Annotated in this window: 13 protein-coding genes; 7 read left to right on the top strand and 6 right to left on the bottom strand. The window is 41.1% G+C overall.

Going from position 1 to position 15,946, the window contains the following annotated elements; translation table 11 throughout:
- Nucleotides 1–141: 141 nt before the first annotated feature.
- On the top strand, nucleotides 142–1,038 hold the full coding sequence (locus BMY70_RS22210; protein WP_090338494.1) for an SDR family oxidoreductase: 897 nt from the start codon (nucleotides 142–144) through the stop codon (nucleotides 1,036–1,038).
- A 43-nt stretch (nucleotides 1,039–1,081) separates the two neighbouring features.
- Nucleotides 1,082–1,999, top strand: a complete 918-nt coding sequence (locus BMY70_RS22205; protein ID WP_090338493.1) for a helix-turn-helix domain-containing protein — start codon at nucleotides 1,082–1,084, stop codon at nucleotides 1,997–1,999.
- 142 nt (nucleotides 2,000–2,141) lie between these two features.
- Here BMY70_RS22205 and BMY70_RS22200 read toward each other — a convergent pair whose 3' ends face one another.
- The 5 genes from BMY70_RS22200 to BMY70_RS22180 all read right to left on the bottom strand — a co-directional run bounded on the left by BMY70_RS22200 (nucleotide 2,142) and on the right by BMY70_RS22180 (nucleotide 10,697).
- Nucleotides 2,142–3,281 (bottom strand): PepSY-associated TM helix domain-containing protein, encoded by a 1,140-nt coding sequence (locus BMY70_RS22200; RefSeq protein ID WP_090338492.1) that lies wholly within the window; start codon nucleotides 3,279–3,281, stop codon nucleotides 2,142–2,144.
- A gap of 12 nt (nucleotides 3,282–3,293) precedes the next feature.
- The gene (locus BMY70_RS22195; RefSeq protein WP_218148667.1) at nucleotides 3,294–5,588 is read right to left on the bottom strand and encodes a TonB-dependent siderophore receptor; all 2,295 of its coding nucleotides are present in this window, start codon (nucleotides 5,586–5,588) and stop codon (nucleotides 3,294–3,296) included.
- Between the two features lie 674 nt (nucleotides 5,589–6,262).
- Complete coding sequence (locus tag BMY70_RS22190) at nucleotides 6,263–8,932, bottom strand: tetratricopeptide repeat-containing sensor histidine kinase (RefSeq protein ID WP_090338491.1); 2,670 nt, start codon at nucleotides 8,930–8,932, stop codon at nucleotides 6,263–6,265.
- Nucleotides 8,933–9,053: 121 nt separating this feature from the next.
- Nucleotides 9,054–10,013, bottom strand: a complete 960-nt coding sequence (locus BMY70_RS22185) for a response regulator (protein WP_090338490.1) — start codon at nucleotides 10,011–10,013, stop codon at nucleotides 9,054–9,056.
- A 285-nt stretch (nucleotides 10,014–10,298) separates the two neighbouring features.
- The gene (locus tag BMY70_RS22180; RefSeq protein WP_090338489.1) at nucleotides 10,299–10,697 is read right to left on the bottom strand and encodes a DoxX family protein; all 399 of its coding nucleotides are present in this window, start codon (nucleotides 10,695–10,697) and stop codon (nucleotides 10,299–10,301) included.
- A 119-nt stretch (nucleotides 10,698–10,816) separates the two neighbouring features.
- Here BMY70_RS22180 and BMY70_RS22175 point away from each other — a divergent pair, with 119 nt between their 5' ends.
- Complete coding sequence (locus BMY70_RS22175; RefSeq protein ID WP_090338488.1) at nucleotides 10,817–11,155, top strand: winged helix-turn-helix transcriptional regulator; 339 nt, start codon at nucleotides 10,817–10,819, stop codon at nucleotides 11,153–11,155.
- A 1,115-nt stretch (nucleotides 11,156–12,270) separates the two neighbouring features.
- Here the strand turns inward: BMY70_RS22175 and pdxR are convergent.
- Nucleotides 12,271–13,701: a MocR-like pyridoxine biosynthesis transcription factor PdxR gene (gene pdxR / locus BMY70_RS22165; protein ID WP_090338486.1), complete on the bottom strand. Its 1,431-nt coding sequence runs from the start codon at nucleotides 13,699–13,701 to the stop codon at nucleotides 12,271–12,273.
- Nucleotides 13,702–13,796: 95 nt separating this feature from the next.
- On the opposite strand from pdxR, the gene BMY70_RS22160 reads away from it, so the two are divergent.
- From BMY70_RS22160 to BMY70_RS22145, 4 genes are all read left to right on the top strand, one after another.
- Nucleotides 13,797–14,243, top strand: a complete 447-nt coding sequence (locus tag BMY70_RS22160; RefSeq protein WP_090338485.1) for a carboxymuconolactone decarboxylase family protein — start codon at nucleotides 13,797–13,799, stop codon at nucleotides 14,241–14,243.
- Nucleotides 14,244–14,313: 70 nt separating this feature from the next.
- Nucleotides 14,314–14,967: an FMN-dependent NADH-azoreductase gene (locus tag BMY70_RS22155; protein WP_090338484.1), complete on the top strand. Its 654-nt coding sequence runs from the start codon at nucleotides 14,314–14,316 to the stop codon at nucleotides 14,965–14,967.
- A 5-nt stretch (nucleotides 14,968–14,972) separates the two neighbouring features.
- Nucleotides 14,973–15,401 carry a GNAT family N-acetyltransferase gene (locus BMY70_RS22150; protein WP_090338483.1) on the top strand — a complete coding sequence of 143 codons (429 nt, stop codon included), beginning with the start codon at nucleotides 14,973–14,975 and terminating at the stop codon, nucleotides 15,399–15,401.
- A gap of 98 nt (nucleotides 15,402–15,499) precedes the next feature.
- Nucleotides 15,500–15,934 carry a DoxX family protein gene (locus BMY70_RS22145; RefSeq protein ID WP_090338482.1) on the top strand — a complete coding sequence of 145 codons (435 nt, stop codon included), beginning with the start codon at nucleotides 15,500–15,502 and terminating at the stop codon, nucleotides 15,932–15,934.
- Nucleotides 15,935–15,946 lie beyond the last annotated feature (12 nt).

Below are 15,946 nucleotides of genomic sequence, written 5' to 3'. Positions count from 1 at the left end.
TTCAGGGATCTGTTGTTGCGCTTTAAATTTTTTTACGCGTGAAAAAATATTGGATTTGACTACAGCAACGATGGATTTGACTACCTAACTCTGTTTACAGTTCAGGACTTTTGCATAAACAAAAAGTAAATTTTTAGTCATATGCGAGTTTTTGTAACAGGGGCGACTGGTTTTGTCGGCTCCGCAGTCGTTCAGGAGTTGATCCGTAATGGTCATCAGGTTCTTGGTCTTGCACGTTCTGATGACGGAGCAGGATCACTTATTGCTGCCGGTGCTGAGGTATACCGGGGAGATCTGCGGGATCTGGAAAGTTTGAAAAACGGTGCAGCATCCTGCGAAGGCGTGATCCATACGGGTTTTATTCACGATTTTACGCGTTTCAAGGAAATGTGTGAACTTGACGGAAAAGTTATCGAAGCAATAGGTTCTGAGCTGGTTGGGTCTGACCGTCCGTTTATTGTCACTTCCGGTATTGGTTTACTCACGACGCCAGGCAGATTGGCAACTGAGCAGGATATGCCATCCGATTTAAACCCAAATCCAAGAATCGTTTCTGAAAAAGCCGCGGATGCCGTTGCAGCGCTGGGTGTACGCGTGTCTGTTTTACGCCTTCCGCCGACAGTACATGGTGAAGGTGATCACGGTTTCCTGCCGATAATTATTGGAATTTCAAGAGAAAAGGGCGTCTCCGTGTACAAAGAACGGGGAGAAAACCGCTGGCCGGCCGTACATCGCCTTGATGCTGCAACCTTGTACCGATTAGCGCTGGAAAAAGTTTCTGTTTGTGGTGTACGGTATCATGCCGTTGCAGAGGAAGGAATCCTTTTTCAGGATATTGCCAGAGCAGTTGGAAAGGGGGCGAATATTCCCGCCGAAAGTAAATCATCGGAACAGACAGCAGAACATTTTACCTGGTTTAATCATTTCGCCGGCATGGATTGTGCTGCTTCGTCTCGAAGGACAAAAGAAATGCTGGGATGGAATCCTGTGCATGCCGGTTTGATTGAAGACATAGAGCTCGGGGGGTATTTCAAATAGAAATGATTTTATGATCCCACAGAAATAATTGATATATTGTACTATGTCGAACATCCACCCTCGCCGGTTCAAAACGATCACCGAATTTCATGAATTCAGGGAGTTGCCAAGACCGGAGCATCCTTTGATCAGCATAATTAACGTCGAACTGATGAATGATCTCCGCGTAGAAGAGCTTCATCTGATCAAGGATTTTTATTCCATTGCTCTGAAAAGAAACCTGAACTATAAACTCAAATATGGTCAGAATGCGTATGACTTTGACGAGGGCGTTATGTTTTTTATGGCTCCAGGACAGCCCTTCAAGCTTATTTTTGACAAACACGCACAGATAAAACAATCGGGATGGATGTTGTTGATTCATCCCGATTTTCTCTGGAATACGTCGCTGGCCAAAACCATCCGGCAGTATGAATATTTTAGTTACGCTGCAAATGAAGCGCTATTTCTTTCAGAAAAAGAAGAAACGATGATGAATGGGATCGTACAAAATATGAAGCAGGAGTACCATTCCAATATCGATCAGTTCAGTCAGAAGGTCATTATTGCCCAATTGGAGTTATTGCTGACTTACGCGGACCGGTTTTATCAGCGGCAGTTTATTACACGAAAGATCGCAAATCATGAAATTCTCGAACGCCTGGAAAAAGTTTTAGACTCTTATTTCAACAGTTCCGCTCTAACAGAAAAGGGGCTGCCAACGGTTGCACAGGTCGCTGGGGAATTAAATATTTCACCGAATTACCTGAGCAGCCTTCTGAAAGTATTGACCGGGCAAAATACACAACAACACTTGCACGGCAAGCTTATAGAAATTGCAAAACAAAAACTGGCCGGTACGGATTTGTCAGTTAGCGAGATTGCTTTCGCTCTTGGATTTGAGCATTCACAGTCCTTCAGCAAATTGTTTAAGAATAAAACGGAACAGTCGCCTTTGGAATTTCGGCAGTCGTTTAAATGATTGGAATTTGACCATTCAATTAGCAAAACTGACGTCGCAATTCTAAATTTTTTTAACAGCCAGTTGTCAGGAATCTGTATTTAATTCCATAGAAATGTAAGAGTTTTGACTTCTCACAAAATCGACTAAATACTCTTTAGTCTTAAATCTTCACTTTCTTTTTTGCTCGTCCGCGCCAAATAATAAACCCCGTAATTGGCAAACCAGCTGCAATCAACCCTGCGAAAAATGTCAGTATTTTCCCAGGAAGCCCAAGCACGGCTCCCGTATGCAAATCAAAATTTAGCTGGTAAAGCTGGTCCCCGGAATTGAGTTCGGAAAAGGAAGCAGATCGCAATAATTTTCCGGAAAATTGGTCATAGTTTTCCTGCGAACGGTTGTAGCGATTCCAGGTTTTCATATAAGACGAAATGTTGATTGTTCCGTTTGATTTAGTGGGAAAGATCAGTAGATACGAGCGTGCTCCGGGGTTCCTTTTGCGCGCTGTGAGCAAGGCCTGGTCAATGCCCAATTTATGGGAAGAAAACGTAGAATCCGACGTTGGAAGTTTTGTTTTAGCGACGACTGTCGCGCCGTTAGCTACGAATCTTGCAGAATTTTCTACCCAGTCAAAAATCCAGATCAGCCCGGTTATCGACGTAATCAACAAAATCAAGCAGGCATAAAATCCAAAAACATTGTGAAGATCATAATTGACACGTTTAAAACTGGCTCCCCACTTGACTTTGAAACTTTTGTCGCGGCCAGCTTTCGTCCATTTCTTTGGCCACCAGAGCGTCAGGCCGGAGATTAAGAGGACGACAAACATCAACACCGATCCGCCAACGACATAATGCCCGATCTTTTCACCAAACATCATCCGCATATGCAAACCTAGCACAAGTTGGAAAAACTCATATTTTGTATTTTCGATTTTAACAACTTTTCCGTTGTAAGGATTGATATAAACCCGGTAATAATATTGGTAATAATCCCAGTAGGTGAGTCCGTTCGGATCAAGTTTTTGGGATCGGAACATGTAGGTGTGATCAGTTTGCGAACTTATTTCTGCTCTGGCAATTGGCCGGTTATTCAGTGCCTTTTTTGCAACGGAAAGTAAGGTATCAAGCGGCAAGACAGCCGTTTGTTCAGGCTTTATGAAAAGCCTGTCGCGGTAAATTATCGGCCTGAGTTCATCCACGAACGCATACGTCGCTCCGCTCAGGCCGATTACAAACACGACGAGCCCGGACGCAAGTCCAAGCCAGAGGTGTATTTGTGCAATTGCTTTCTTTATAGTCACAGACCCTTTTTATTAAAACTTAAAAGTAATATTACCCGTAACTCTTAAAGGGTTTTGAGCCGCCAGACGGTAGGACCAGTATTTTTCACTGGTGAGGTTATCAGCTTTTAATCCAATTCTGAATCTGGTTTTATCATAAAATACAGACGCATCCAATACTGTGTAGGATGGAATAGTGAAAGTAAATGCCTTGGTATTGCTCTGGTATGACTCGCTGCCGTAGATTCCGCCAAAGCCGAAGCCCAGCCCCTTTACGGCTCCTTTTACGAGTCGGTAACTGATCCACAAGTTAGCCATGCGGGGAGGGCCTGCGGTTGTAGGGCGATATCCCTGAATATTTTCGTTACTCTTGGTATACTTGCTATCGTTGTAGGTAAAACCAGCCACAATATTCAGACCTGATACAGGATTAGCAATTAATTCAGCTTCAAAACCCTTACTTAGCTGAGTTCCGTCCTGAATCGAAAAGTTCGCATGCTCGGGGTCGTCGCGGGTAACGTTGGTAACCGAGATATCATAGTAGCTGAACGTTGCCGTGATGAAACGATAATCCAGTTTTACCCCACCTTCAATCTGGTTCGCCTGGTTTGGTTTAAATGTATTGCCAAAAAAGTCAGATCCGCTAACGTTGCTGAATCCATTCATGTAATTACCGAAAATGGATATTTTATCTTTAACGATCTGATAGACAACTCCAAACTTTGGCGACAATGCTGTTTGTTTAAAATCTCCGCCGGTGGAATCCGTGGCAGGATAATAACTTCCAAGATTCGAATAACGGTCAACGCGAAGACTGGCCATTGCCAATAGCCGATCAGTAATATTCAATACGTCTGACGCATATGCACTATACGTTCGTTCGTTGATGGAAACAAAATTGGTGAAAGTAGCTGCATTTAGCAATGGCGTGACCTTCGATAAGTTAAAATTATTGTATGCACTTCCTGGTTTCTTAAAATTGATTGCGGGCATGTTTACCGAAGCATCGTTTCTGCTAGCGCGTAGACTGTAAACATCGATTCCGGCTACAATACGGTTTCTCAGCGGGCCCACATGAAAATCTCCGATGAAGTTTTGCTGGAAATTGGTGCCGTAGTAAGGATAATCCTGATTGGTAACAGTCTGGCGTAACGTTGAATCGGTAAGGATGGTCAGACCAACTACATTTCCGTCAGCAGAAGATCTTGTTCTTGACACGACCGTTTGCGAGGTCCATTGGGGTGATAATTTGTACTTGATCTGGGCGAAAATATTATACTGCTGGCCCGAGTAATTAATGGTATTATTGGCAAAAGACAATTTATACGGTATTCCAAGTTCAGTAACACTTCTGGCTTTTCCCCTCGTTGATGGTGTGACACGCATTGGAGACGTCGACTTATATCCGCTGAATTCCACATCCAACAGCAAAGTAAGGCGATCATTTACGATATAAGAAAAACTAGGCGCTATAAGAAAATTACGTGCAAAGCCTGCATCCTGAAAACTTCTTTCGCTATGCATGGCGGTATTGACGCGCAGTAAAGCAGATTTGTCTTCGTTGAGCGGGGTGTTGATATCAAGTGTGAGTCGGTTGAGGTCCCAGCTACCGGCAGAGAATGAAACTTCTCCCCTGAAAGTGTCAAATGGCTTTTTAGTAACCCTATTGAACAATCCCCCAAAAGAAGATAGTGTGCTTCCAAATAAAGTTGCGGAAGGACCCTTGATAACCTCTATACGTTCGAGGTTCGCCGGGTCAATTGAAGAATAGGTAAAACTTCCTACGCCATTACGAACAAGTTGAGGCGTCGCAAAACCTCTGGATATGGAGGTAGTTCTTCCCTGGTTACGAATTTCAGCAATTCCTGCGCCGGGAACGTTTTTGAAAGCGCTGTTATAATCTGTGACGATCTGTTCTTTCATAAGCTCCTTGCTAACTACACTGTAAACCTGCGGGTTTTCCATATTTGATATCGCCATTTTGGAAACATCGTCACTTTCTTTTTTTGCAAACCGGTTCCCGCCACTACTAATAATCACCTCGTCAAGTTTTCGGGAAGTAAAATCAAGTTGAACGGAAAGATCGGCCATTGGTTTCGCCTCCGTGATTGAAGCCTCTGCGGTTGATGTTTCGTAACCGATCATTGAAAATTCTACGACGTAATCACCTATCGGAAGATTTTTAAATTCGAAGCTGCCACTTGTGTTTGCTATGGTACCCTTTGAGGTGTTTCTTAGTTTCACAGCTATACCTTGTGCGGGTGCTCCGTCAATTGTGGTAACGATCCCTTTAATAATTCCAGCCTGATCAGACTGCGCCCTGGCCATGAAGGTTGTGATTGAAAACAATATCAGAAAAAAAAAGGAAGGCGATTTGCCTTTAAAGCAGAAATCAGTTAGAGAGATTTTAGCAATGCTGATAGTGTTCATTACGAATAAATATAAAACCATAAACTTAGTACCGAAATTTTTATTATTTAGACTAATTACAAAATAAATACAAAAAAACGTATACTGGGCAGTTACAGTTGATTTTAATTTATCTGTACACAATTTTTAATCCGGTTTTAATATGGCAAATCTCATTTTCGAATAGTGTAGGTATTGGCTGTTAATAGTTTAGCTTTTTTTCGCTCCCAACCGTAAATTGAAAAAATAACTCTTGAAGATGTAGCCTTTGCTAACCCTTCGAAAGGGAAAGCAAATCTGAAGGCAACAGCACAGCAAGGAAATTTTTAGTTATTTTAGTATCAGGCAAAACGCTGAAAAAATGATTAAAACAAGCGATTCCGGCACAAATAGGTCGTTACCGGAGGATTGGTTTTATGGAAAAATCAGCAATGAGGGCCAGAAATAATGATAAGCAACGATTATGGCAATATCCATCTTTAAAACTTAAATAGATCCGCCTTGACTTTCTAATGCGAAGCGGGCTAATCGCTGAAATGAGAAAGTATAGTCAGGTTCTGTGCGGGTACAAGCCTGATATATTTTTCAAAATTTCAGGCTTGTACCCGCACATTTTTTTCTTCCACAAATGTCAAACTGATTTGTACGCCATTCTGCTGGCTGATGTGAAGTATGCCGTCAATCTGTTCACTCAGGCCGCGAATTAAACTCATTCCAAGTGTTCGGCTTTTAGAAGGATTCAGATCAGCCGGAAATCCAATTCCGTTATCCCCGATTACAAGGCGGTAAGTTCTGTTTCCTTCTTCAATAAATTCAATTTGTAACGTGCCCGTCCGGCCGCCGGGAAATGCATACTTCAAGGAATTTGTTACCGCTTCATTGAGAATTAGTCCCAGCGGAACGGCGAAAGTTACATCCAAATCAATCGGTGCTACTGAAATCTCCTTATGAACAGTTTCTGCCATATTAAAAGAATTGATTAAATAATCAACAATTTCCTTTACATAAGTAACCATTGGAACGCTTGACAAACGGTTTGTCTGGTATAATTTCTGATGGATCAGAGCCATTGCGTGCACCCGGTTCTGACTTTCTCGGATCGCGCTCAGCGCAACCTTATCCTTTAAAAAGGAACCTTGAGAGTGCAGCAGGCTGGAAATAATCTGTAGATTGTTTTTTACACGATGGTGCATTTCCATCAGCATCCATTCCCGTTCCTCTAAAAGATGATCTTTGTCTTTAAGAAGCTGTTCTTTGTCAATTAACAAATGATCCTTTTCCTGGACAATAAGTTCCAGTGAATGATTTTTGCGATTTATTTCTATCTGCTTTGCTTCGAGCAACCTGTTGTTCTGCTGTTTGAGGCGGTAGCTGCTGAATCCGAGTACCAATAGCAGAATTAGCAAAATAGCACCCGCAATCACGCCGTTCCGCAGCGTAGCAGCCTGTTCCAGCTGGTTTTGCTGAAGCTGACTTTGTTCAGTCAAAAGCTGAATTGCCTGTTGTTTTAGTTTGAGATCCTGGTCTTTTTTCTCTGTTTCGTACTGGATACTCAATTGGCTTATCTGCTTACTTTTCCGTTCATTGAAAATAGAGTCGTTAAGCGCCTGATATTTTTGATAATGTCTGATAGCATCAGGATAATTTCCCTGTGCAGAGTCGACCTTGAAACTCATCAACTGGACTTCGATCTGATGGCTCGGAATTATCTTGGTGGAAGGTGCCGCAAGAAGTCTGTTTAAATAGATATCTGCTTTTTTATATTGTCCGCTTGTAACATAGAACTGGCTTATGCTCCGCCACGCCATATACTGAAAATAGGATGTCGTTTCTTTGCTCCATTCCACACTTTCCAAATAATATTTCTCTGCAAGTTTATTTTGTTTTAAGGCTTTGTAGCACGCGCCAAAAGTCTGGGCGAGCAAAAGGTTATCTTCATAAGCATACGTCATGTTTTTACCTGTAATATTGCGTAACATGGCCAGTGCTTCTGATGCTTTTCCCTGCCTTAGCAAAGTCATTGCCATTCTGGTTGCCAGCCCAACCTGGATAAAAAGCTGTCCTTTTTTATGACTGAGCTCCAGCGATTTTTGATGATATTCCATACTTTTATCAAATCGGCCCAGCTCATAATAGGCATTTCCAAGTTTATAGTATGTATAGTCGAGTTCATCATGTAATCCGCTGTTTTCTATACTTTTAACAACTTCAAGAACATAAAAAAGCTTTTGATTTAAATCACCTTTTGCCTGACTGACATCTGACAGAAGGTAATAGGCGTTTGACAGATAGCCATATTCCCCGGGCATTTTATAAACGCTAGTTTCTGCCAGTGCACGATAGGCCTGATTAAGCGGTTTGAAACCAAACTTTTTCTGGATGGCCAGCACTTGCAATGCTTTCTGCTCTACTTCTCTGGTATCTCCTTCGTTTAATTGAAAATATTCATAACCCATTTCCATCAGAATAATCATTTCCTGCGCAGGGTTACCGATTTGTCGTGCCAGCAAAAGTGCTTTTTCCAAAGCTATCAAATTCTCCCGGCAATCATCGCAAAAGGTGGTCGTAGCCAGTCTTAAGAGAGCGTTTATTTCACCAGCTTTGTCGCCCGCTCTCTGCCTGGCTTCAATTACTTTCGAAAAAACAGCCTTTCCGTTCTGCCAATCTTTTCCTAATAAATAAGCGGTTCCAATCATCGATTGGCTTTCTTCGATCCATTTTTGATCACCAATTTTCATGCTGATTCGTTCAGCTTGCTGAAATAACAGCATTGCGCTGTCACGTTTTGCTTTTTGAGTGAAAGTTGGCCGCAGGTAATTTGTTCCCAACTCAATCAGCAGTTTGATGCGACTGGTATCTTTTAAAGTATTTGCAAGACGTATCGCAGGGGCAGTGTTTCTTTGTTTTATATAAATCTTGCCTTTCAAAACAGAAGCGTTCTCCAACCCTTTGACAAATTTTAAGCGAAGACTTAACGCGTATGCCTGTGTTGCAAGGAGCAAAGCGCTATCCAGATCTTTTCGGGGATTCAGCGTTTTTTTTAGATAATAATTGCCTAAAACCAACTGATCGTTCACCCGGATGGTATCAGACTTTACCAACTCAAACTCCTTTATTAACCTTCGAGCCGTCGCTGTTGAGATAGGCTGCGTTTTTGCAAATCCGGCAAGCAGGGTCAGATACGACGCACAAAGAAAAAAGGAAATCGATCTTAGCCGACTTAAAATAAAATATATTAAGTCATAAACCTGACTGGGATGCATAGGATGTTTGATTGTCGTAATCTTGTTAAAGATTAACTGGCTGGGTTAATTCTGCAAATTTTGACCTTCAAGGAATGATTCAACTTTTTTAACTAAATATTCAGCCTGTCTTTCGTGTCTTTTAATTTACTACTTGCCGGCCTAAAATACTTTCGGCGATTACAGTCAATGACTGGTTAATATTATCCAAAAATAGCTGGTGATGAGGATTATAGATATCTGGTTTTTTACTTAAAAAACAAACTGAAATCGAATCTCCGCTGCCGGTCCTAAGCTGGGTTGCCAATGCCGATTCCATCTTAAATGTCTTTACAAGCAGTTCAATGTACGAATCCTTGCTGCAAATGATGCAGAGCTGATCCGCCCCGTAAACAGATGTTGATTCAGGTTTAGACGTTTGGGAAGAAAGTGAACCGATGGAGGCACTCGAAACTGTCATCTTCTGGATGGCGTGAACGCTTAAAATCTGATATTCGTCAAAACCGACGCGATGATAATTGAAAATGTCTGCTTTTGCCTGGTTGTGACGACGGATTGTAAATAGATCGAAGGGCACATGTTTTTGAATTAATCTGGCAATAGTCAACAGATTATCATCCCAATTTTCCGTATCAGATGACGCATTGATCAGTTCGTTTTCCAGCACTTTTACTTCACCTTCGACAGGTTCTGAGCGCTGTGCATGAAGTGTTCTTCCAGTTTGGAGTGCAGAAAGAATATCCTTTTTTCGGAAAGGCTTGACAATATATCCACTCGGTTTGGTGTCTTTGACCGATTCCAGCACGCTTTGATTGTCGTTAGCCGATGTGTAAATAAAAGGTATATTGCTTTGTTCAAGTTCTTTTGCCAGTTCGATGCCCGTTTCCCCACCTTTAAGATAGATATCAAGCAATACCATATCCGGCCTTTCTTCTTCAATTAATGCTTTGGCCTTAGAAACCGATTTAGCAATCCCAATCACCGGATAGCCGGCAGAATGAAGTATAATTTCGAGGTCATTGGCGATAATGTACTCGTCTTCGACGATTAAAATCTTATAATCAGATGTTGAGCTTATCGAAATATTTGATGTAGGCTCCATAGTTCAAACCAGCTGAGTTTTCTTTAATACAAAATAACAGAATACACCCGGCAGGCTTTAAATCTCGCTAGGTGAATCTTAATTTAACTTTTGTACGTTGATGATAATGCTGCTATTTCCTGCAAGTAAAATGATAAGCTAATTTACTATATTATTTTGTTGAAAAACAGTTAAACAACAACTATCTTCAATAATCCTATAAGTTATTTATTTACTTGATTAACAGAGTCTAACGATGTGGCGAATGGTTTTATAATCGTCATATTTTCAGAATCCCTTACCTGGTCAGTATCGGTCTTTTCCAGACCTTCCCCAGATTATAAATACAGCGATCATTGCAAAAATGATATTAGGTCCGATCTCGGCTGTTTCGCCTCGTAAAATATGAAATACACTTGCGCAAATCATGAGCAAGATCAGGCCAACAGCTGAAATGAGTGTCAAACGGGGCTGTATATGAAGCAAGGAGGGGAGGGTCAAACCTAATGCGGCACATAAATCCACAATGGCTGTAAAAGTGATAAGCAGAGGGGATACCTCAGCAGTCCAAGACCACATAGAAGACAATCTCTCAACAGGTTGAGAAAGTTTCATATAACTTGACCATGCCAGGCAGATCGCCAGAAGGCTTTGTGCCACCCAAAGAGCAGTATTGATAAGTTTAAACGACGCTGATTTTTTCATGATATTTTGTTTTTATTGAACGGTCAAAAGTATTTACATTTGCTATCCAACAGAAAGCACTTCCACTTTGGATAGCGCTTTCCAACTGGATAGTATCGTAAATTCAATCGCTTTCAACAATGTTAACTACTGGTGGCTGTCCCAAAAATGCCCTTTCAATTAAAGACGCGCTGGAGGCGCTGGAAGGAAGATGGAAATTATTAATACTATTTACCTTGTCGTCTGGCCCGAAGCGTTTTAAGCAAATTTCAAAAGAAGTTATCGGAATAACCGATAAGACGCTCTCGAAGGAATTAAAAAGCCTCGAAGGGAACAGACTGATCAAAAGAGAGGTGTACGACACTTTTCCTCCTACTGTGGAATATACAATTACAGCTCACGGTAAGTCGCTCGAAAAAGTTATGGAAGAACTGCATTATTGGGGACTGGCCCACCGAAGAGAAATTATGGGTAATTGATAATATTAAATTTTCATTCGTTTAATAACGACCCGGGAAAGTGGATACCCTGGCGGGATTTTGTCCGCGGTGCATATCACCTCGCCGAAGGTTTTTCTTTTAGGTCGCGGCAGAATTTCAGTTAATTCCTGAGTATGTACAGTTTTCGAAATAAACATATTGGAGCGTTTTCCCTTTATTGTTTTACTTGCTGAAAGCATGATACAACACTCCGTTCATCATTTGAGATCTACTAAAAAACAACCCGTCATATATACTAATTTTAAGGGAAAATGTACCTTGAAGTAGCCAGGGTTTAGATTTACTTTTGAATAATGAAATTCAGTAAAGTGAATTTCGTCAAATCGATGAATATTATCCGGATATGAGAATCTATTTATCATGATATTAATAAAAAACACACTCATAAAAAAACGAAGGTCAGGCCTAAAACAAGGAGCATAAGAGAAAAAATAAAAGAGCTGATCTTTGAAGAAATGCGGATTCAGAAAAACCTCTATTGACTTAATGATTTGCTGATTAGCGAAATGACAGAACTAAGCGAAAAATGGCAATACTAAAATATTTGATTCTTATTAACGTATACAGATTTAGGTTAGTATTTTTTTTCTGTTCAGAGGGGCAGAAATATATTCTCTCGGCTATATATCTGAAAAGAACATTTTGATCGAAGTTTTATCTAAATACAAGCAACGGTTCATAAAATTACACTTTTTCAGAGCTTTTTGGCGTGAGTAACCAACTAAGAAAATTACCTGTACGCGTTTTTTGGGGAGATTATAGCGGCAAGATGCTTTCTAAGACATTGCGTTTAATTAAAATGCAAGATGAGATAGTAATTAGAATTAATGAGCTTTTGTAAGGCTCATTAATTTTCAACCAAATCAGTATAAAGATCGCTGGTGTGCAGTTGCTTTCATAGTTCCTGCACTGCTTCACTTTTTGTCTTGAAATATTTAGAGAATTCCCGGACAAAAAAAATCAGGTGCCTGAAGTAGTTGTCCGATTGATATTAAAAGCGATTTCAACGCAAAATTCCAGGAAGAGGTATAACGGAGGATTTGGATAAAATGGCATATTTCTAAATTGTTAATATTTAATGTATTGTGAGAATTTTAAACATTCATAATTTTTCGTAAGATGGCAACGATAGCGATCATTTCTGTCTCGTCAAGCGAAGCAAATCCCATTCTGACAGCGTTTAGGTTGGCCGTGGACGAATTGTATAACGAGCCGTCTGACAGACGTAATCCCTGACGAGCAGCCTTAGAAGATAATTCTGAAAGATTATATTTTTTGTCAAAAACCACCCAAACGGCCATTCCTCCGTCGGGAATTTTGAAGGAGATTTCATTGCCAATCTCATTTTTTAAAAGCCTGCAAAAAATATCACGTCGCTGCTGATAAAGTTTGAGGGACTTTCGGATGTGTCTTTGCATGGTGCCATTTTCATATAGATTGGCTAACGCGTCTTCAAATAACAGATCGCCGCGGATATCCATCAGTTGTTTGTGATGTGTTGCCTTGGAAATTAGTTCAGAAGGCGCGATCAGATAACCCATTCTCATTGAAGAAATTAGGCTTTTTGTGACCGAACCAATATAGAGAACATGACCATCGTGCTCGGCGCTCGAAAGTGGAAGAATTGGCCGGTGTGCATAATGAAACTCGTAGTCATAATCATCTTCAATAACTTTAAATTGATGCTGCTTAATCAAAGAAATCAGTTTCATACGCCTGGCAGCGCTGAGGGTAACTGTGGTTGGGTGATGATGATGAGGAATAATGTAGAGAAGTTTAAATTTTCGCTTACATGCTTTTTCAATCATGTCCACGTCGATCCCGTCCTGGTCAACGGGAATCTTTGTCAGCTTGGCACCTAACTGTTCAAAGACAGCGTTCGCCAGAAAATAGCCGGGATCGCCGACGAGTACTTCGTCTCCCGGTTTAATAAGTAGCGAAGCCGCAAGATAAATGGCCATTTGGGCGCCTCGCGTAATTAATATATTTTCCATATTAACAGCTAAACTCCTTGATTCACCCAGATATGCGGAAAATGCTTTTCGGAGCCGGAAGCTGCCCGAAGAATTGCTGTACATGGACATTTTTTCGGATTCGTTTTGATAAAAAGCCTGTTTATAATACTTCATGATTTGTTCAAAAGGAGCAATCCGGTGGTCAGGAAAACCATCATTGATGATTAACTTATACCGAAATGTATCATGACTTTCCGAAAAGATATTTTTTGCAGCAGGTTGTTCTGTATCTGACTGGAAATTGATTGGTTTTAGTTCAGGCAGGTTCATTGCGACAATCATGCCTGAGCGCGGTTTGCTGCATATCCAGTCTTGCGCGGCGATCTCGTCATAAGCAGCTACTACTGTTCTGGGATGTACGTCAAGCTCTTTTGCCATGTTTCTTATTGAGGGAAGTTTTGTTCCCGGCTTTAAAACACCGCTGCGAATAAGTTGGATCATCTCATTAGCAAGCTGAACATAAATAGGTTGTGACGAATCCCTATCAATTTTCAGAAGAATGTTATACATGGTTATCTGTACTATGAAATACGTTTAAACTGTACGGCAAAGGTAGTACAGGTAATCATTATTTTTGTTAAGATCTAATTTAAACACCAAAAATTATGAGTGCCAGACTTGCTATTAACAATAAGTTTCATCAAGGTTTTCAATCGTTAGTTTCCCTGGATAACGTTATCCGCGATTCGCAGATTGACAAGTGGTATCAGGAAATAATAAAGATCAGGGCGTCGCATTTGAATGGCTGCGCTTACTGCGTGGACAAACACACGCAGGATGCAATTTCCCTGAATATTAATCCTAGAAAAATCAATCTTATTCCGGTATGGAAAGAAGCCACGGATCATTTCACTGAGCAGGAGCAAACCATCTTGCAGCTGACAGAACAAATTACGCTAATTCATGAGGACGGGTTGAGCGACAACGTTTATTCTGACGCCGTTCGTCTTTTTGGAGAGGAATTAACCGCACAGCTTATCATGGCCGCTACGGTAATAAATGCCTGGAACCGCGTCGGAGTCAGCCTGAAAATGCAGCCCGAATTTAAATAAAATGTAAAAATAGGATTGGGTCGGTATTAAAGTCCCCCAGATTCTGATAAACTTTAATGATCAAATTATAATGAAAGTACTTCATATCGACAGCAGCATTCGCAACGGACGTTCCGTTTCAAAAGCGTTATCCCAACTTTTCGTCAACGAGCTGACTGAAAAATTCAAAAATGTGGAAATCGATTATCTGGATTTATCAATAAATACGCCCAGTCACCCGTCTGCGTTATTCATTCAGGGAAACTATTTAGCGCCGGGTGAAAGAACCCCGGAAATGATTGCCGAACTTGAAGAGTCTGAACGCCTGGTAGATAAAATGCATGATGCTGATATTTATGTGCTGGGAATGCCGATGTATAACTTTTCGGTCCCGTCAAATTTCAAGACATTTATTGATAATATCGTCCGGATTAACAGAACTTTTCAGCTTGGCGGACAAGGCGCTGTGGGACTTCTGAACAATAAAAAGGTGTTTGTGATCAACACCCGCGGTAGCGATTTTGCACCTGCGCATATGACGATTATGGATCAGCTGACACCATATTTAAGAGTAGTTTTTGGTTTCATGGGGTTAACTGATATTACATTTATTGACGTACATCCCGTGCAGTTCGCGGCGGCGGAGGAAAGGGCGGTTGCCATTGCCAAAGCAGAGGCGCAGATTAAAGAAACCGTTGAAAAGCTAAACATTGAAATAGTTAAAAATACTGAGCAGTTAGCATAATTACCATGAAGGTTAAGATCGCAAAAACCAGTCAGGAAATAGAGTTTTGCAAAGAAGCAGTACTCGCTTTTCGCCCAAATGTTGATGAGGAAAATTTCGTATCTCAGGTTTCACAGATGATGGAGGATGGCTTTACATTGGCCTATATCAGTGACGACCTGGAAACAAAAGCCGTAGCAATTACGGGATACCGTATCATCAATATGCTTCGCACTGGGCCAATCATTTATATTGATGACCTGTATACTTCGCCTGAATGCAGGGGAAAAGGTTATGCCAAAAGATTGCTCGACTTTGTTGATGACGAAGGAAAAAAAATGGGAATTAACGCCGTGCATCTTGATAGCGGCTATATGCTGCATGATGCGCACCGCCTTTATCTTAATCAGGGTTATCACCTGGCCTGCAATCATTTTGCAAAAATGATCGGGTGATTTTAGTCTCTGAATGCAGGTGATCTGCCAGACTTAGCTTTAAAGGCCAGCTGAATAATTTATTGGTAACCATGATGTGAACATTAAATCTTCATTGAATGAAAAATGCAGATACATACCCTCAGTTGGTTTTAAGACTGGCACTGGGAATCGGATTTTTACTTCCCGTTTGTGATCGTCTGGGAATACTGGGCGCTCCGGGAGAAAAAAATGTCAATTGGGGGAACTGGGAAAATTTTGCCAATTATACCAATCTTATACTTCCGGTTGTAAGCCCTGCGGTTGCGAACTTTTTGGGAGCTATCGTTTCGATTCTCGAAGTGGTGTTTGGTTTCTGTTTGATACTTGGTTTCAAAACCCGGTTAATGGCCCTTGGGAGTGCTTTACTTACGCTGATTTTTGGAATTTTGATGGCAATTTTCCTGGGTATTTATGCGCCTTTCGGATATCCTGTATTTGTTTTTACCGGAGGTGGAATATTGCTTTCCTGTGTTGAAAAATTTAAATGGAGTCTGGATGATCTGGCGACCTAAGCTTCAAAATTA

The organism is Dyadobacter koreensis (genome assembly GCF_900108855.1).
In the GTDB taxonomy this organism is placed as follows: Bacteria; Bacteroidota; Bacteroidia; order Cytophagales; family Spirosomataceae; genus Dyadobacter; species Dyadobacter koreensis.
This window is presented reverse-complemented; position numbering and strand designations above follow the sequence as displayed.